General features: G+C 61.8%; 15 protein-coding genes. 14 read left to right on the top strand and 1 reads right to left on the bottom strand.

Translation table 11 applies throughout. The annotated features are described in order from the left end of the window. The first annotated feature begins 102 nt into the window (after positions 1–102). The 9 genes from FIU66_RS07200 (at position 103) to FIU66_RS07160 (ending at position 15,288) form a co-directional block, all read left to right on the top strand. On the top strand, positions 103–2,946 hold the full coding sequence (locus FIU66_RS07200) for a hypothetical protein (RefSeq protein WP_167622062.1): 2,844 nt from the start codon (positions 103–105) through the stop codon (positions 2,944–2,946). Further along, positions 2,946–3,581, top strand: coding sequence for a hypothetical protein (locus FIU66_RS07195; protein WP_210254087.1), 636 nt, complete (start codon positions 2,946–2,948; stop codon positions 3,579–3,581). Before FIU66_RS07200 ends, FIU66_RS07195 begins: the two co-directional genes overlap by 1 nt. A 3-nt stretch (positions 3,582–3,584) precedes the next feature. Then, positions 3,585–4,202: a hypothetical protein gene (locus FIU66_RS07190; RefSeq protein ID WP_167622060.1), complete on the top strand. Its 618-nt coding sequence runs from the start codon at positions 3,585–3,587 to the stop codon at positions 4,200–4,202. Continuing rightward, the gene (locus FIU66_RS07185; RefSeq protein ID WP_167622059.1) at positions 4,199–4,618 is read left to right on the top strand and encodes a hypothetical protein; all 420 of its coding nucleotides are present in this window, start codon (positions 4,199–4,201) and stop codon (positions 4,616–4,618) included. Before FIU66_RS07190 ends, FIU66_RS07185 begins: the two co-directional genes overlap by 4 nt. A 2-nt stretch (positions 4,619–4,620) precedes the next feature. Beyond that, the gene (locus FIU66_RS07180; RefSeq protein ID WP_167622058.1) at positions 4,621–9,228 is read left to right on the top strand and encodes a phage tail protein; all 4,608 of its coding nucleotides are present in this window, start codon (positions 4,621–4,623) and stop codon (positions 9,226–9,228) included. 7 nt (positions 9,229–9,235) lie between these two features. Next, positions 9,236–9,796: a hypothetical protein gene (locus FIU66_RS07175; RefSeq protein ID WP_167622057.1), complete on the top strand. Its 561-nt coding sequence runs from the start codon at positions 9,236–9,238 to the stop codon at positions 9,794–9,796. A gap of 62 nt (positions 9,797–9,858) precedes the next feature. After that, on the top strand, positions 9,859–10,317 hold the full coding sequence (locus FIU66_RS07170; RefSeq protein WP_167622056.1) for a carboxypeptidase regulatory-like domain-containing protein: 459 nt from the start codon (positions 9,859–9,861) through the stop codon (positions 10,315–10,317). Position 10,318: 1 nt separating this feature from the next. After that, positions 10,319–12,538 carry a hypothetical protein gene (locus FIU66_RS07165; protein ID WP_167622055.1) on the top strand — a complete coding sequence of 740 codons (2,220 nt, stop codon included), beginning with the start codon at positions 10,319–10,321 and terminating at the stop codon, positions 12,536–12,538. Next, positions 12,535–15,288 carry a hypothetical protein gene (locus tag FIU66_RS07160; protein WP_167622054.1) on the top strand — a complete coding sequence of 918 codons (2,754 nt, stop codon included), beginning with the start codon at positions 12,535–12,537 and terminating at the stop codon, positions 15,286–15,288. The genes FIU66_RS07165 and FIU66_RS07160 overlap by 4 nt, the downstream gene beginning before the upstream one ends. Before the next feature lie 19 nt (positions 15,289–15,307). Here the strand turns inward: FIU66_RS07160 and FIU66_RS07155 are convergent, their stop codons facing one another. Continuing rightward, positions 15,308–16,402, bottom strand: coding sequence for a glycosyltransferase family A protein (locus FIU66_RS07155; protein WP_255432383.1), 1,095 nt, complete (start codon positions 16,400–16,402; stop codon positions 15,308–15,310). Positions 16,403–16,712: 310 nt separating this feature from the next. Here FIU66_RS07155 and FIU66_RS07150 point away from each other — a divergent pair, with 310 nt between their 5' ends. From FIU66_RS07150 to FIU66_RS07130, 5 genes are all read left to right on the top strand, one after another. Next, on the top strand, positions 16,713–16,985 hold the full coding sequence (locus FIU66_RS07150) for a hypothetical protein (protein WP_167622052.1): 273 nt from the start codon (positions 16,713–16,715) through the stop codon (positions 16,983–16,985). Continuing rightward, positions 16,982–17,161 (top strand): hypothetical protein, encoded by a 180-nt coding sequence (locus tag FIU66_RS07145; RefSeq protein WP_167622051.1) that lies wholly within the window; start codon positions 16,982–16,984, stop codon positions 17,159–17,161. Before FIU66_RS07150 ends, FIU66_RS07145 begins: the two co-directional genes overlap by 4 nt. Next, entirely contained in the window at positions 17,152–17,544 is a 393-nt protein-coding gene (locus tag FIU66_RS07140; protein WP_167622050.1) for a hypothetical protein, read from the top strand. Before FIU66_RS07145 ends, FIU66_RS07140 begins: the two co-directional genes overlap by 10 nt. A 263-nt stretch (positions 17,545–17,807) precedes the next feature. Next, entirely contained in the window at positions 17,808–18,431 is a 624-nt protein-coding gene (locus tag FIU66_RS07135; protein ID WP_167622049.1) for an N-acetylmuramoyl-L-alanine amidase, read from the top strand. Next, positions 18,413–18,973: a hypothetical protein gene (locus FIU66_RS07130; protein WP_167622048.1), complete on the top strand. Its 561-nt coding sequence runs from the start codon at positions 18,413–18,415 to the stop codon at positions 18,971–18,973. Before FIU66_RS07135 ends, FIU66_RS07130 begins: the two co-directional genes overlap by 19 nt. The last annotated feature ends 17 nt before the right edge of the window (positions 18,974–18,990 follow it).

The raw sequence follows: 18,990 nt of genomic DNA, 5'->3' as shown, positions 1-18,990 counted from the left end.
ATGTCTGGACGGCTATGGCCGCTCGCAGGGCTGGGACACCGGCCCCAAGGACAAGCCCATGAGCATCGAGCGCTTGCGCGAATTGGGGATTGAGGGCTTCTGATGGCGACCGAACCGGACCTTGTCATATCCGCCGGGTTTTCCGACGCGCAGCTGGTCAAGGATGCCAACCGGATCGTGGCCGAGTTCCGCAAGCGCGGGGAGCAAGCGCAGAAGGCGTTCCAGGACGCAGCAGGCCGGGTGACCGATACACAGGCCGCCCGGGCCCATATGCGTGAACTGGACCGCTTGGCGCGGTCCTATGACCCCGTCTACAAGGCTGCCAAGACCTATGAGAAGGCCGTCAAGGACCTTGATCGCGCTCTCGACATCGGGGCGATCTCGCAGCAGCAGTACGTCGACCAGGTCGGTGCCGCGGCGAAGAAGTTCAACTCTGCCTCCAATCAGGTTGAAGAAGCTGGCAGGAAGTTCGCCGGCGGTGGCAACAGCGCGCAGCAGTGGGGCTGGCAGGTTGGTGACTTCGCTGTGCAGGTTCAGGCGGGCACCTCGGCCGCGCAGGCGTTCGCGCAACAGGCGCCGCAGCTGCTGGGGTCGATGGGGGCGTGGGGCGCCATAGCCGGGGCAGGCGTTGCCATTGCCGTGCCGCTTGGTGCCGCTCTCTACCGCGTGGCGACCAACAGCGAGACGCTTGAGGATCGGCTCAAGAAGCTGAACGAGACCACAGACGATTACACCGCCAAGGCCGAAGCGGCAGCTGCTCCGATCGAGGTGCTGCGGCAGCGTTATGGCGATCTGGCCGACGAGGTGCAGCGGGCAAACAGCACCCTTGCACTGATGGCGGGGATTCGCGCCCGTTCGGACGCCTTGGGCGCCGCCCGCGCGCTCGGCGGTGTCCTGGGCGCCGACCTGAACCCGGCCGCTGCGCCTGTTCAGTGGGATGGCACAGTGAACGCGGATCGCCAGCGGATGGCCCTCGAGCAGCAGGAAAGGGCCATGGACCGGCTGCGCGCCAAGACCGGCGCCACGGCCGAACAGGCCGATCGTCTGCGCATGGCGATCAACCGCACGAACAGCGCCAACAGCCTGGACGCGGTGATCCGGGACAGCGAGAACCTGCTGGCGATCCTTGGCGAGATGTCGGGCAACGCCGGCGCGGACCAGGACTTCCTGGCCGGATGGTCCCAGCAGATCCAGGCGGTCATGCAGGCCGCGCAGGATCAGCTGCGGGCCACCCGCAGCGAGATGGAGCGGGTCACCGACCAGTACCAGACCGACACCGACAAGCTGAAGGCGCTGTCGCAAGACCGCGAGGTCGCTCAGAAGGCGCTCGATGAGGCGATCCGCAGCGGCAACGGGGAGGCAGTTCGCGCCTGGAACGATCGGCTGAAGCTAATCGACGCCGAGATCGGCAAGACTCAGCAGCTGGCGCTTGCCAATGACGAGCTGTTCCAGGCGATGCAGAAGCGCCTGCAGGCGCGCTTCCCGCAGCTCTTGGACGGAGCGGTCGAGGCCGCCACGGGGACCAGCCTCACGCAGTGGGGCAAGGATCTGGCCGCATCCCAGAAGGGCATCCTGGACCTGATCGCCAGCCGGGAAAGCGGCGGAGACTACAACGCCACGCTGGACAACGGCCGCTGGACGGGCGGGCCGCAGAACCTGGTCAACATGACCCTGCGCGAGATCCAGGCGCTTCAGGCCCAGATGCGCACCCCGGAGAACCGGGCGCTGTACGGCAACGGGGCGGGATCGTCCGCGCTTGGCCGCTACCAGATCACCGGGCGGACCCTCGAAGGCCTGATGAAGGAACTGGGCCTGACAGGCGACGAACTCTTCTCGCGTGAGATGCAGGACCGCTTGGCGACCCAACTGGTGCGCCGCAGGTTGCCGCAGGGCGTCGAAGGCCTGCGCAACGAATGGGAGGGCCTGCGCGGCGTGTCGCCGGCCGTGATCCAGCAGGCGCTTGGCCAGCAGTCGATCGCGCGCCTTGATCCAGAGCTGCAGCGCGAGGCTGACCAGGCGTTGAAGGACCAGGTCCGCGAGCGCGAGCGCCTGGCAAAGCAGGCGCAGGAATATGGCGCCCAGCTGGCGCAGAACCTGCTCACGCAGCAAGAAGAGGCCAAGCTGACCGCCCGGCAGGCCGAGCAGATCGCGGCGATCAAGGCGCAGCGCCTCTCTGAGGAGGATGAAGCCCGCGCCATCGCCCAGGTGACGGCGGAAGTCGAACAGCAGCGCACGGTGATGATGCTGCTAGCGGATGCCAAGCGGCGCAACGTAGACTTGGACGCCATGCTGGCCGACGGCTCGATGAGCTATCGGCAGGCGATCGAGGCCCTGGGCGAGGCCAAGCGCGCCGACATCATCGCCACCAACGAACACGCGATTGCGGAAGGCCGGGTTGCCGAGTCGCAGCGCCTGATGGCCGACATGCAGGAGCGCACCAAGCAGGGGCTGCTTGATTCGATCGTCGCGGGCAACAGCTTCACCGACGTGCTGGCGAATGTGGCGCAGATGTTCGCCAAGGTGGCGCTCGAGGCCGCGCTCTTCAACACCGGCTCCCTCGCCACCGGTGGCAGCGGCGGCGGGATCCTCGGCGCGGCCTGGTCGGGTTTGCGCGGCCTCCTGGGCTTTCAGTCAGGCGGTTATACCGGATCGGGCAGCCCCTCGCAGATCGGCGGGTTCGTCCATAAAGGCGAATATGTCATGTCAGCTCCGGCTGTGCAGCGGATCGGCCTTCCTGCGCTGGAGGCACTTCACCGGGGCACTTCTACCCAAGGATCGGCAGGCGGCGTCCACGTCACTGTCGGCGTTACGGTGGACAGGAGCGGCAACCTGCAAGCCTACGTCAGGGACGTGGCGGATCAGTCGTCCGCACGGATGGGTGCGCAGATCAACAATTCCATGCCTGCCCGCGTCCAGAAGATCAACGCCAAGCCGAGGCACCGCTAATGGCTTTGTCGCATCCCTACGCTCTGGACTTCCTGGCAAAGTGCCTGCTTGGAGATCGCATTCCGCTGGAACTGCGGCGCTTCGATGAAATGTCCGGTTCCGGCGACGGCCGGTTCTGGGCGGCGCAGATGGCGACCCCGCTTTGGGGGGCGTCCTATGCCTTGACGGCCCACGACGCAGCCCATGCGCGGGAGATCAACGCGAAGGTCTATGCTTTGGACGGGGTCAGCAGGCCTTTCCTCTGGGCTGATCCTTATTACAAGGGGCCAGCATCGGGCGTCACCGCAGGATTGGATAACGTCGCCATCGGCGGCATCAGCCCCGAACGAGGCTCCATCAGCCTGGAAAACCTGCCCGCCGGGTTTGTTCTGTCGGCAGGAGATTATATCTCCATCCGGCATAGCAACGGGCGCATCTATTTCGGGCAATTCGCGGAAGGCGGAAGGGCCAGCGAAACGGGGTTTCTAGGCGGTCGCGAGTTGCGGCCTTATCTGCCGTTCGGCGTTGGGCCGGGATCCCCTGTCGTTTTGATACAGCCCCGTTTCCGCGCAATCGTGGCTGAATACACGCCTTTTGCCAGCTTCAAAGGCAGCTGGGGCGACGGCGCCTCCATCACCATCCTTCAGAAGCCGTAAGCTATGCAGATCCTTCACCCCAACCTGATAACCGCCCTGGCGGCGTCCCGAGACGCGGGCATTGCCCCGGTCTATTTCTTCTGGGTCCGTGGCAAAAACCGCGATACCGGCGCAACAGCAACGATGGGCCTGTGGTCCGGGGACGAGGACATCTCGCAGCAGGTTGAAAGTCCCGAGGGCGGATTTACGACGCGGCCCTACCTGGGCGGGTGCAATCTGCGGGTCGATGGCATCCAGTATGTCGCCGACCTGACGGACAACCCCGTCACCGTGAGCCTGTCGCAGATCGCAGATGCATCGCAGCAGCTCGTGCGGGGCTATGACGTGCGGCTGGCCTATTGCGAGGTCCACGCGACAAGCTGGGTGGGCGGGGCATTTGCCAGTCAGCCGCAACTTCTATGGGTGGGGGTGATCGATGACGTGCTGATCGCCACGCCGGAAGTCGGGGGAGAGGGGCAGATGGGTTTCAGCGTCCGATCGGACCTGATGGCTCAACTGACGGCGGTCAACCCGGCAAAGTCCTCGGACAGCCACCAGAAGCGCCGGCAGTCGGGCGATCGGTTCAGCGAATATTCGGGCGCGATCAAGGCCCGCAGCATCCAGTGGTATAAAGCAGAATGAAGCGTCTTGACGATTGGCGTGCGCGCCTGGCCGCAGAGATGGACCGGCAGCGCCGTGATCCGTTCGTCTGGGGTGAGCATGACTGCGCCATCGGCTTCGCTGCTGGCATCGTGCTGGCCCTGACCGGCGAGGACGTGGCCGCGCCCTATCGGGGCAGGTATCGGACTGCCAAGGGTGCCGCGAGGCTGCTGCGCGATGCCGGGGTGGAAACCTTGGGCGACTTTATGGCGCAGCAATTCCCGGAGGTCCATCCGGTGCAGGCGCGTGTCGGAGATCTTGGCGTTGTCGCCTCTGACGGGGCAGTGGGCGAGGGAGTCTGCATGTTCGATGCATCTGGCCTTGTCGTGATGACCGATCAGGGCCACGGGCGCCTGCCGCGGGATGCGGCTTATCGGGCCTTCCGGGTCGGAGACTGAGATTGAAGAAAATCCTCCTGCTCTCAGCCGCTGTTATTTCAGCGGCCAGTCCAGCCCATGCCGATCCGGTATCGGCAATCGCCACCTGGATTGCGGTCAACGCGAACATCGGCCTTGCAACGGCCTTCGCGATTGCGAACGCGGCAGTTGGCCTGGGGGCTTCTATCATTGGGCAGGTGCTGTTCCGTCCTGAGCAGCAGCGGGTGCAGGCCAACGTCAAGTTCGACGTAGAGATTGGCGACGAACTGCCCCTGCGGTTCATCGTTGGAGAGTATGTCACAGCCGGGCAGCGGAAATACATCGGCTCATGGGGGAAGAACACCCGCTTCATCACGGAAGTCATCGAGTATTCGGCGATACCTCAAGGCCTGGATGCGGTGTGGGTCAACGACGAGAAGGGGGAGTTCGTCCCTGGTCAACGGGCGTTCGTTTATCCGACACGAAGCCCCGAAACCACGACAGGTTTGAGCGAAGGCAGTTCTCTCCCCGGTGGCACAATCGATGCCGGTCGCCCTCTCTCAAACATGAGCGATGACGGCAACCGGATTTATGTCAAGGTTGTCGATGGCACGCAGACGGCGGCAGACCCATACCTGAAGTTCATCTTCGGTGACGACGAAGATTACCCCTGGACTGACGCGATGGTTGGGCGCGGCAAGTCCTATGCAATCATCACAACCCGCTACGACAGCGACTCGCTGACCAGCTACCCGCGCTATCTGTTCCAGCCCGCGCCCCTGCCGCTGTATGACTGGCGCAAGGACAGCACCAACGGCGGGGTAGGGCCTCACCGCTGGGGCAACCGCTCGAAGTATGAGGCGACCCGCAACCCGGCCGTCATCGCCTATAACATCACGCGCGGGATCTATTACGGCGCCGAGTGGGTGTTCGGCGGCAAGAACCTCGCGGCCTGGCGCCTGCCGGTAGCGGAGTGGACCGCAGCGGCAAACGAATGCGATGATACCGTCACGCTGGCTGGAGGCGGCACCCAGCCCCGCTATCGCTGCGGGATGGAGGTCGCAGCCGACATGGAGCCTGCGGGCGTACTGGAGGAACTGGGTAAGGCTGCCAACATGCGCTTCGCCGAGGTTGGCGGGCGTCTGAAACCCATCGTCGGGCTTCCCGGATCGGCGGTCCTGTCCATCACTGACGGCGACATCCTGATCTCCGAAGGTCAGTCGTTCAACCCGTTCTATCCGGTCAGCGAGACCTTCAACGCCATCAGCGCGACCTATCCCGAGCCGGGCGAGAAATGGACTGCCAAGGACGCGCCGGAATACATCGACACGGACGCGCAGGCCGAGGACGGGCAGTATCTGCCGACATCGCTTTCCTACGGCGCCGTGCCTTACGCCCGCCAGGTGCAGCGCCTGATGCGGTCGCAAATGCGGGACTTCCGCCGGATGCGCCGGCATCAGTTCCACCTGCCGCCGGACGCTTATGGCCTTGAGCCGGGCATCGACCTGATCTCCTGGACCAGCGACCGCAACGGTTACGGCAACAAGCTGTTCATGGTAGAGAGCGTCAGCAAGACGCCGGGGATGAACGTCGCTGTCAGCTTGCGGGAAGTGAACCCTGCGGATTACGACTGGTCGTCGGACTTCGAGAAGCCGGTCGTCATCACGCCGCCGAAGAACCCACGCCCGTTCGTGCAGGATGCAGAGGGGTTCAATGTCGCGCCTGCGGTCATCACCGATCAGGCGACGAAAGCACGGCGTCCTGATGTGCTGGCGACTTATACCGGAGAAGAAGCCGGCGTCACGCACATCCATATCCGGGCGCGGGTTCAAGGACAGACGGCGATTGTCGTGGACACGGAACGGGCTTGGAACGAGGCGCAGCAATGGCGTTCGTTCAATGTCCTGCCTGCCATCGCTTATGAGTTTCAGGCCCGGCTTTTCTCGAAGCTGACGCCCAAGTCGGGTTGGTCCGCATGGAAGGCCGTCACCACCCCGGATGTCGGCTTTTCGTGGGAGGATTGGGACGCCGATCTGCGCGAACAGATCGAGAGCGATCTCGCCCTGATCCCGGCGGCGCAGAAAGCTGCTGCGGATGCTCTCGACCGAGCTGATGAGGTTCGGTCAGATCACGACGCGCTTGTTGAAGGCTTCGTCGGGAAGCTGACGGATTTGACGGCGGCGGATCAGGGCATTCAGCAGCGGATGAACCTGCTGGAACTGTCCGTCAGCAACACCAGCTACATCCGCAAGACAGACGGCGCGGACAGCAGCTTGGGGGGATGGACGCCCCTGACTGGGGCACCCGCCCCTATCACCGGAACGGCCGTTCCGTCAGGCCAAACTGGGCGCAGCATCACGATCAGCGCACCGGGCGCATATGAACTGCCTGCCTACACCGGAGCAGACCTTGAAGGATCCACGTTCCGCATCCGGGGCTGGGTATGGGTCAGCACGGGCGCTACGGCCCGCATGGCGTTCGTCAGCGACACACAGGCGGTCCTGGCGCAGTCAGCCCCGATCACGGGCGGCTGGCAACAGATTGACCTCAAGTTCGAGGTGTCGGTTGCCACCGGAGACTGGGCGCCAGCTTGGCTGGTGACGACGGGCGGCACGATGAGGTTCTTCCGCGTGCGCCTGGAGGATTATTCCGCTGCCGCCGACCTTGAGGCGTCGATCTCCCTGAATGCTCAGGCGATCGTTGACGAAACCGCTGCACGGGCTGCTCAAATCGGGACGCTGACGGCGCGGGCAAACAGCCTTGCCGGCCGCATTTTCCCGTCCGATATGCGAAATCAAGCGGAGTTCTGGACGCAGAACACATCGGGAAACCCAGAGACAACAACCGGGCTGCACTCCAGCGTTTCCTACTTGACGGAGACAGGCGTCGGGGATTTTGTCCGCATTCCAACGGGCAATACCGATACGATCCGCATCATGTCCAAGGCGGTGACGGAATACACGCCCGGCAAGACGATCCGCATCACAGTCAAGATGCGCACAAATGGATCGACCCCCGGCAGCTTGCGGGCAAACTTCGCATCTGTTCGCGCTGATTGGACCGCTTCGCGCGGATTGGGGGCGACCCTGCTGACCCCCACGGCGGGCAACCAGTGGCAGACGTTGTCAGTTGACTACACCCTGCCAGCGGCGCTGTCCGATGAAGTGTGGCTGCGGGTCGGGGTCTACTCGAACCCCGCAGATCTGCCGGACAGATCAACCGATGTGGCTTTCGTCCGCATTGACGACATCACGGCAGCGAAAGGCCTGACGGGTGAACTGTCCGGTGAAATCACGTCGATCAAGGGGCTGGATGTGGACGCCCTTGCAGGCACGGCGTTCGGCGTCCTGCTGGAACAGTTGGAAGTCGGGGCAGACGGCACTTCTGCTGCGATCCGCACGCAGGGATCAGCCCTTGTGGACCTCAAGGGCAACGCAAGCGCAGGCTATCTGATCGAAGCCAAGGCCGGCGGTCAGGTGGCGCTGATTGATCTAATTGCGGCAGATGGATCGGGTAAACGCCCGACATCCATCATCAAGCTGGACGCCCGGGAGGTCATTGCCCCCGGCACGCTTTATGCAGGCGCCGTGGCTGTTGTCGGGCTTCCCACGATGGTCCCAGATCCGACATACAAGGATCTAGACAATTCATGGGTCGCCACGTCCGGCATTCTTGGAACCACCACTGCCACGACCAGCGGCATAGGCGTATCTGGCTGGGGTGGTGAGCATATCCTGACCTTGGGTGCCAACAATCAACAATACGCGCGCACTCTTACCCGCAAGGTCGCTGTTCCGCCCGGCAAGCGTGTCAAGCTTGAAGTCACGGCTCGGTCATTGACAAATGGGCGTGAGGCGGGGGCGCGACTGTTCTTCTATGAGACGGAAGGCCAAGCGGCGGGATCCCCGACCGCAACGGCGCAGACGGATTGGGTCAAAACCACCGCCACCAAACTGACCAGGGAGTTTGACGTTCCATCCGGCTGCTCATGGATGGCGCTGGAACTTGCCAACCGCCGCGTCACGACAGGCGACAATGGCGGCGCATGGTTCGGATACCCGGAACTGCGGGTGATGGATGCGGCCAATCTCGTCGTCGCGGGCGGGGCGGTCGCCGATTGGTTCAGTTCGACGGAAGTGCGGGCGATGCTGGGTCGTTTCAGCAGCTTGCAAGCGGCAAACCTGACGGTCGGCGTCGGTGAAATCACGCGCGCCAATATCAGGGAACTGGCTGTTGACAGGATCAGGATTGCAGGCGAGGCGGTCACGTCCTTCCCCAATTTCTACAGGGCATCGGCATTCCGGGTTTCCTCAACATCGTCGTGGACGAATGTCGGCACCCTTTCTTTCGTGAAAGGGCGCGGCGGGCCGATGCCAGTCTATTTCAGGGCAGACGTTGCCGCTGGAACCTTTACCGATCTGGCGGGCAAGATCCGGCTGCTGCGGGATGGCGTCCAGGCGAGGATGTACTCGCTTTACAGGCAGGCGCCGGGCGAGGAAGTTGCTGGTCCGAACGAGTTCACCTTCATTGACGTGGATACGGGCCCTGGCCCTGTCACCTTCAGGTTGCAGGTCATGCGAAACCCTGTCGCATCGGGAGAATTCATCGACCTGACCCATTGTTTCATCGGAGCGTTCAATGCCCACAAATGACGACAAGATGGTCAGTTTCGCGGTGGTGAGCGCGGAGAATGCCATTGTCATCGGGACCGGGCGCACCGATGCGGAATGTTTGGCACTTCTGGTGGGCGACGATGACGTGGTTTCTCCCGTTCCCGACTGGGTCGAAGACGAAAAATACCGATATGATTGGGCGAGCGGCGAGTGGATAGCACTGCCAGAGAAGCCTGGGCCGTGGGCCAAATGGGACGGCGGTGGGTGGATCGACCCCCGCACGCAGACTGACCTTGCCGCGGAAGTGGAAGGCGCCCAGCAGGCCCGCAGGGCAGGGGCTAGCCTGACTCGGCTGGAGTTCGCAAAACGTGTAAGCCACCCGGAAACCGGGATCATCCAGCCATCGTCGGGGATGATCCTGCTGGATGGTGACGTGCCGCCTGAATTGCAGCCTATGGTCGGAAGCCTGCCGCCGGCGGACCAGTTCGACCTCATCATGGACCTGAAAGGCGCATCGCAGTTCGATCGCCTCAACCCCTTCGTCATCGCCGCCGGCCACTACCTCGGCCTGACGGACGAGCAGATAGACGCCGTGTTCGGCATCTGAACCAAGCCACAACTAGACTTGACCCAACCCGCCGCTGGCGGGCTTTTTCATATGGAGCGACTATGCCCAGCACAGCAACGATCAGCGGCATCTTCAAGGATACCGATGGAAACGCAGTTCAGGGCGGCACAATCGTCGCCACCCTTGTCGGCACTGACGCTTGGGAGGACGGAACGCGCATCGTCACGAGCGAGGAAAGCACCACGACCGACGCAAACGGCCAGTGGTCGCTGAGCCTGATCGTGAATGGCGAAGGACGCAACGCCGCGACCACGTGGACGTTCGCGGGGTATTACCCGGGCGTGAACAAGGTCTTCGATGTGAAGGGCATCTTCATTCCTGTGGCCTTGCCCGCGTTGCTGAACGACCTGGAGGTCACGAGCGCCGATAATATCAAAGCGGCCAAGAACGCCAGCCTGGTGCGGATCATCACTGCGCCCAACTTCGAGGTCTATCTTGCCCTCCCGGCTGGGCAGCGGCGGGACAACGATCACGTTCTGATCGTTCCGGGGAGCCTCTGATATGGCGTACATCGGCACAATCAACCGTGCGCTGCTGGACAGCGCGACGGCCTATTACGTCAACGGTCAGCCCATCACTGTCCTGAACGCACAGGGCCAAGTAGTCATCGGCGCTGCTCCGCCTTCCGCGCCGTCGATCATCGGCACGATTGCGGACCGGGTCTACGAGGTCGGCAGCGGGCCTTACACGATCAACCTTTCCGAGAAGATCAGTGGCGCGGACAGCTATGTCGTGACCCCGGCCAATGCGAACCTTTCGCTGTCCGGCAACACGCTGACGATCACCCCGACCGCCACGCTGAACCAGACCACGATCAGCATCATCGGGCGAAACGGCGGCGGCGATAGCACGCCCTTGACCTTCGCTCTGACGGTCAACGCGGTGGCCCCGACTGTCACGACGCCTCTGCCTGATCGCAACTTGGCTTTCGGCGCAGCGAACGTCGTGATCCCCCTGGACGACTTCTTCGCAGGTGTTGCGTCGTATTCCGTCAGCCCTGCCGCAAACGGGGCGACGATCAGCGGGCGCAACCTCGTTCTGTCGGCGGCCCAGGTCCGCAGCCTCGACATCACCGTTACGGGCACGAACAGCACCGGGCAGTCTGTCAGCGACACGTTCCTGTTCGCTGTGGCGCAGACGACGCAAGCCCCCTCCGTCCAGACGCCCCCCGCCATCACCGGAGGCACTACGGCTGCTGATAGCTGGACCCTGAATATTGGGTCTGCAACGGGCATTCCCACCCCCGGCTCCTCTCGCCTCTGGCGCGTCAATGACGAGGTGCAGGATGGGCAAAGCGGCGGCACGTTTAGCAAGCCTGGACTGGTGGAAGGCGATCAAATCCGAGGCGGCGTCCATTGGTCGAACAGCCAAGGCGAAATCACTGTCTGGTCGGACCCGATCACGGTCACCGTTCAGCCTTCCATCACCGCCACGCCCCCCGCTCTCACCGCAGGCCAGCAGGCCAGCATTACCTTCAACGTCCTCATTGAAGCGCAAGACCTGTCGATCACCCAAAGCGGCTCTACCCTGACCGCTACCCGCGTCGGCACCACAAACGAGTGGCGCTTCACCCCCGCGACCACGCAGCCCGTCAGCATCAGCGCCACCAAGGCAGGGTGGTCCCCCTACAGCGCGGTCATCGAGAACGTGCAGCCTGCGCCGCCTGATCTGGCCGTGACACCGGAGCAGACCTATCGCATCGACAATATGACTGCCGCCACGCAGGACTTTGAAATCATCGAACCCGTGGAAGACGCGGAGACATACGCTATCGACGCGACCGCGCTTGCGGATGGGCCGAAGCCGTATATTGACCCGAAGTATACGCGCGACGGCGATGTGTTCATCATCGACCATGGCGGCTGGGCCAGCGAGATCGGCGCGGTGCAATTCAACTTCCAGCACCTGCGCAACGGGACGCCCATTCCCGGCGCTACGCTTGAGCGCTATACGAAGCAAGCTGCCGATGAAGGAACGACCCTTGCCGGTCGGATCACCGCTATTGACGGACAGAATGAGACGATCCTCACTTTGCCGGGCATGTCGGTTGCAGCCACGCAGCTTCTTCAGGGCATGACCTATCTCGCCGATTACACGAGTCCCAACCAAGGCAATGTAACCCGCGATATTCCCATTGACCTCGGAATTGCTGACCCCGGCAAGGTAATCTACGTGGCGGGCCTGCGCGCGGGGAACTTCTACGACTCCATGTCGATTATCACGGACGGCACAGAATATATTCTGAACAACCACCTAAGCAGGGGCGGGTCGGTTTCGGGCGTCGGCGCGATCCTGTCTGCCGCGATCCCGAAAGGTGGTGCCGCAACCCTTCGCATCAAGTACACGAGCAATTCTTCCGGCGCTCACCATTTCGGGATCTTCGCAGTCAAGGGCATGACGCATTTTGCGCACATGTTCTGGGGCGGTGCGGCTACCACTGCGGGCACGCCAATGACTGTCAAGGCTCTCGATACGCAGCCTGACGATCAGGTCATCCTGCTGGCGCTGATGCAGCCGGGGTCTGATGGCGACTTCGTGTCGGGTGTCTCGGGCGGTTTGACGAAGATCTTCGACAAGCGCGCATCGAACAGAACGGATATGAGCATGTGGCTTGGGGCGTTCAAGGAAACGACCGCTGCTGCGGAAAGGATCTTCGGTGTTACCCCTTCTGTGACCGGGCAGGGGGTTATGGTTATGGCGCATCTTAGAAAGAGTGCATGATGAAAACGATCTATCTGACCCCGCCCACTCGCTGGATTGGCAAGCTCACAAAGGCCCGCCTGCTGCCCAATGGTCCTGTGCGCGAGATTGCTGCGCATGGGGTGCCGCAGGAGGTTGCTGAGTTCGCGGCCTATGGGGCGCGGATTAATATCCTTGAGGCAGAGATCACCGGGCCTTCGGCGGGACGCGCAGCGCCGCGCGGCCCCGGACAGACCACCCTGAACCTGATGGACACTACTACGGCGCAGACCCTATCGGCCGCCATTGCGGGCGGGGGCCAGGCTGAAATCCACGTGCAGGCAGCAGCGCAGAAGCGCGGTCACCCCTCTGGCGAGCATATGTGGCTTCCGTTGGGGGTGGATGACCGTTTCATCTGCGAGCCGGGGGTGAAGCATCGGAAATGGTATCTGTCCAAGTCCCCGACCGCGCTGACCAAGGCGCAAATCGCCGGTGATGCCGGTGTTGCGGAAAGCGTTGTCACGGCACAATGGCTGCTGACTCGCCCTCAGTATGGCGGAACAGAGCAGACCGCCATCAATGCCAACATGCATGAAATGCTGCGAACCGGCATCGGCGTCAATGGTCGATCAGATCACTGGTTCCTTGAGCGCGGCTATGACTATACCAACCTGGACTGGGGTGGTTTTGGCGGTCAGGACGAACTTCACCCTGTCAAGGTTGCTGCATGGGGCACGGGCGCTGACCCGGTTGTCAGGATATGGAGCAACTCCGTAATGTTGCCCTACTCCGTGGTTCAGGACGTAAAGGCTGTCAGGATGTATGCCGGGAACCACCAGTCCCTGCAGGCTTGGTTTGGATACGGCGCCATCTACGACCATATCGACGTAGGCTATAGCGTCGATTTCCAATGGACGACGTTCTTCACAATAAGAGAAGCCACCATCCTTTCAGCCTATAAGGATTTTCCGCTCAAGATTGACAATGGCAAATGGCTGGCCAATGGGAACCACGTTGCCGGTGTTTATGCGTTCGAAACTGACAGCATTCTGATCGACTCCTGCGAGATTGATCATCCGGGCTGGAAAGATGGCTATGACTATAACGGTGATGCGACCATGCCGCATCCCGTCAGCAAGTATTCGCACTGCGTCTATCTTCAAACTGGCACCTTGGATGTAACCGTCCGGTATTGCCTGCTTTCTCGGGCAGCGGCGGGTGGTTTCCAAATGCGATCCGGTCTACAAGCCGAAGGCAACCTGATGGTGGACAACAATGTCCAAGCAGCCATCAACAGCTTCTCCGGCCAGGACCAGTTCAATAACTTCCTCGATAACGTCGCCTTTTCGGCGGGCTATAGGCGCGTAGCCTATGAAGAAGGCGGATTTAACTGGGGATACGACGTTAAAGGCCCACAGTCTTCAATGGTCGGGAATGTAATCGCACACCGAGCCAATCCTGACGACCCGGCAGAGATGGCGGCCAAACCGAATGGAAGCTGGGCCTATGGGGTCAACCTTGAGTTTCCTCATCTGGTTGAAGACACCCAGGCTTGGAAGTGGAGCACGTCTGTCCCTGCCCGCAATGTCGAAGGCATTGATCCTGTGGTCTTGGATCAAACGACAATCCAGCGTTTCACAGGGATCAAGCTGGGCAAGACCTTCGGCACAATCCCCGAACTGGTGGCGCACGTCGCCGCAGCGTCTAGCATCGGCAACATTGTCCGCGAGGCAGTCCGCTGGACCAAAGATCGTTTTGGAACGCCGATCCCCTCACGGACCACACCTGCCGATCTGGTCTTCTATCCTGACCCACGCATCGAAGGCTTCCGTTGGGACAACCGCTACAACTGGTCCACGAAAGACCTGCCCGGTGCCAATATCGCAGATACCGTCGATCTGGGTGGAAACTTCGTGCGGTTCGGAAACACCAATGCGGACATTGCCGCTCTGGAAAGCAATGGCGGATTGCTGGACGTGGTTTCGGGCAAGCTGGAAATCGGCGCCCTGTCTGATGCCGCCGAGATGATCATCCGCAAGGCGGGTCAGGTCTGGGTCGGCGCCTCAGATCAACCCTTGTCCGTCGAAGCGGTGGGCGGCCGGCTTGCCTTGGAAGGTGCAGCCTCCAATCTGGACCTTTACGCTGGCGGGCAGGCGCAGGCTTTGCTGGGGCCGAATTGCACCGTCCTTGTGGGCAAGTCCCTCGTCGTCAGCGGCCAGCGGGCGCGCGTCGGTTGGGACGGCACCGGCACAGCCGCCTTGACTATCGGCGGGAAGCTGGAGTTCCGGCGTGGCGTGGAGGTGACGACCTCGGACGGAGGTCAAGAAAAGATCCGCTTCGTCTATAAGCACATCGGTCAGCAAGTCACTGGCAGCATCAGCGGCTTCACAGGCCGCGTTGCAGCAGTCGAGCGGGCATCAGGACGGGCAGAGACTTACAAGGTCTGGTTTGACGATGTGGTCGGCACGCCTCAAGCAGGCGACGTTTTCACCGTCCAGCCGCTTCGGAAGCCAGATGGAACGGAGACGAAGCACAACATCACCATCGGTTCAGTCAACTCGATGGGCGTGACGCCCCTGCAACCTTTCCGGTCAGGTTCTGTTGGGGACGGCCTGACCGATCCGACCGTGACTGCCACGGTCACGCTTGCGTCCACGGCGCAGATCGTCATCCCGGCCGGCCTGCCGTCGCAAGACCTGACCGGGCCGGGCGTGACTGTGGTCAACGAGGGCGCAACCCTGCCCGGAGGGGTGACGCTGACCGGTGGCAAGCTGATCTATACAGCAGCTTGAGCCTTGCGGCGCCTTCGCGTCAATGCGACGGCGTCGGCTTTGTTAGTATGCCCTGTTGGATAGAAATATAGCAGCCTGCCAAAGTATCGTCATCCGCGTGCTTGAGGATGCCCCGGCTGATTGCTGCGGCTCTCCATGCCGCTCGCATCTGCGGCAATTTCCATCGACGCGATAGGCCATCTTTCAGTGCCTCAGCCAAAAGACGGCGCGACATCAGAAGCGACCAGAGGCGGCGATCTCTTCCTAGATTGGGACTGTGTTTACGAAGTAGGAACGCCGCGTTGCAGATCGAAAGCACAGTCTCCTGTTCGCGCTTGATGCGGCTGGCCGCGATCTCGTGGTGGTAAATCTTGGCATTGCGGGCCACGCAAATGGTGCCTATGCGGCTCAGCCTGTAGGAAATGTCGAAGTCCTCCCCCGGGGAGTAACTGCGGAACGCCGGCTCAAACGGCTCCTGCAACAGCACGCTGCGGCGCGCTGTCATGCGACAGCCAGGAAGCTGGAGTGTTGGAGCCAGATCAAGGCCACGTTCCGCAGTCCAGGAGGGTAAACGTGAACCAGCAGGCCCCGCGTATGGGACGAAATTCACTGCACGGCTCATTAGGAATAGCTCCCGCCAAAGGAACTGCATAAGGCGCGTTTGGCGAAAAGAAGCTAGCCTGCCGTGATTAGCCGAACCGACCTTTCGAGCAACGCTCAACACATCCATTGGCGACGGCCCTTCAACGCCTGCAATGCCAAGTAGCTCCCCATCCACGTCTATCTCGTAGGCCTGCATGATTATCTCAGCGCAGTCCGGGTGCATAAGGCTGTCGTCATCTATCAACATACAGATGTCCGAACTGCACGCTTTAATAGCTGTATTTCGCTGAACAGTCGAAGACCGCTCCGGCGCGGGTAGATATTGTAGAGGAACACGGCCACCGATTAGATGCGCAATTCGGGTGCGGTTCGCTTGCCAGTCTTCGCTGGCATCAACAATTACTATCTCCCTTGGAGGGCGCGTCTGGCTTAGCGCACAAGTAATGCACTTTTCCAACATGTCGATGCGGTTGAGTGTCGCGATACACAGCGCCCAAGTCAAATTACTATTGCCGATCAAAATCTCACTCACAACAAAACGACCCACCAAAAATCGCGAAGAGCCCTAATCCGTAATATACTTGACGCGTTTCCAGCCGGCCCTCAAAAACCCAATCATCATACCGTTCAGATGATCCGCCGCCGGCAGCCGCAAGAAACCCACCGAGTCTCATACTAACCTTCTCAGTGGGGATCAATCACTACCGCGTGAATAATCTGCGCATAACAGGGCTTGAGTCTCCGTGAATATGCACACCGTGCAGCAACCGGCGCGCGAAACCCTTCTCCGAACAGCACGATAGGACCGGGATGATAATGCATCGCCTAAGGACTGCACTCCGATGGATGTAGCGTCTTTCATCAAAGAGGTGGGCGGCGGATTGTCCGGCGTCGTCATCGTCGTCTCCGGCCTGTTCAACTGGATCCAGTACAAGCGCAACAGCGAGCTGCAGGACAAGATGCTCGCGATGGCTGAGACCTCGGTCAGGGAAAGCCGCGACCTGCTGACCGACACCAACAAGACCACTAGTGCTAATACCGAGATCATGCGGCGCGCCGTGCAACTGCTCGAGGACCGCCGGGACGAGCGCCGGCTATTGGAGGACCGGCGATGATGGGGCGGCTCATCAGGCAACTGACCGGCCACGGTCGACGCGAGGCCAAGGCCGAGGAAATCATGCGCGAACACCTGAAGAAGTCCGCTCCGGAAAAGCGCGCCATCAAGGCACGGGTGGCCGCCGTCGAGCGTCTCGTGCAGCAGCTGGAGAAGGAAGTATCGACATGGCACTGACCATTGGCATCATCGCTGTCATCAACGCCATCGGTTACCTCGCCGTGATCTGGGCCTTTCGTGCCAGCTTCCGGGAATTGCGCAGTGCCACCTGGTGGTTCGCCACGGGCTTCATGATCCTCGCCGGTGCGATCATCCTTCGCGGGCTCTATTGGGACGTATTCATGCCTCTGCTGAGGCTCTGGGCGCCAGACGCCGCCGCTTGGCTTGCGGACCATGTCGGCCGCTATGCGAACATCGTCTTCGGGCTGATGAAGGCGGCATCGTTCTTCTGCGCGCTGAAGTGCCGGCAGATGCTGATCCCCGAGGACGAACGGCATTATTGGCCGATCTGGAAGGCCTGGCTGCATCCCACCAAGATCCGGCTGCTGCCGTGGCGATGACAGACGCCGAATTCATGCGGCAGGTCGCCGCCCGGCCCATCACAGGCAGGACCGGGCCAATGCCGGGGTACTGAGGGGAGTTTTCCAGCCGAGCGGCGACACTCGTAAAACAACAACACTGCTGCTCGGCTGTGAGGGTCTTCTAGCCACAGTTAACGCGCACGGAAAAGAACTAATCTCGCACAGCCATTGTGCGGATTTGCAGCAAGCCATCTCGCCCGCCCAGGTCAGCACCTGCGGCGGGCTTTTTCATGGAGAAGAGCATGACGAAAGAAGCCTTCCGGTCGATCCAGACCGCGCTGCACGCGCTTGGCTACACACCGGGCCCGATCGATGGGCTCGATGGGCCGAAGACCCGCGCCGCCGCGTTGGCGTTTGGGCAGGGCGCACCGGGCAAGCCCGCTGCCGGCGTGATCAAGCCCTCGACCACGGCGACGATCTACCAGGGCGCCGCCCGGCACCCCGTGCATGAGATCATCGTGCACTGCAGCGCGACCCGGCACGACTGGATGGCCGGCCGCCCGATCGCAGAGAAGGTCGCCGAGATCCGCCGCTGGCACCTGGCCAATGGCTGGAACGACATCGGCTATCACTGGATCATCGATCGCGACGGCAAGGTTCTCGCCGGCAGGGCAGAGACGGTGATCGGCGCCCACACGGTCGGCAAGAACAGCGGCACGATCGGGATCTGCCTGATCGGCGGCCACGGCTCGGCCGAGACCGACAGCTTCAGCACGCATTTCACGCACCAGCAGGATGTCACCCTCGGTCAGATGATTGATGCGATCAGCTCGCGCACGCAGATCGAGCGAGTCAGCGGCCACAACGAATACGCCGCCAAAGCCTGCCCCGGCTTCAATGTCCCCGCATGGATGAAAGGAAATTGACCATGCTTAGTCTCGCATTGCTTACGATTGCTGTCCTAGCCCTTGTCGTCCTGGCTTTGATCCTGTGGCGGTCAGGGCTGGTCCTGGCACTGGCCTTCCTGGCAGCGGCCGCGCTGCCGGCGGCGGCGCAGACCATCACGCCGGTCGCCAACACCGTGATCGACCAAAGCCAAAGCATCCTTGTCGCCTATCTGAGCGAGATCATCGTGGCAGTCTTCTTCGGCTTCCTTGCCTGGATCGCCAAGACGCTGCGAATCAAGGTGGTAGAATACTTCAACCGGGACGCCATCCTGAAAGCCGTGACGAACTTCGGCAACGCCAACATCGATCTGCTCCAGGCGCGATACCTGAAGTCGTCGAACCCCGATCTGGGTGACCTTGTATCCGAGGGTATCAAGTACGTTCAGACGGGCAGTCCCGATGCTGTCACACAAAGTGGGATGACCAGGGATCGGCTGGCTACCATCGTCGAAGGGGCATTGCGGGCACGGGCGTCCGGGATGGTGCTACCGCTCATTGATGCAGAAGTGCAGCCACGGTGAGGCGCAAGCCTCGGTAC

The organism is Paracoccus sp. AK26 (genome assembly GCF_011801365.1).
Taxonomy (GTDB): domain Bacteria; phylum Pseudomonadota; class Alphaproteobacteria; order Rhodobacterales; family Rhodobacteraceae; genus Paracoccus; species Paracoccus aerius.
The sequence above is the reverse complement of the archived record's forward strand: the minus strand, read 5'-3'. Positions and strand labels throughout refer to the sequence as shown.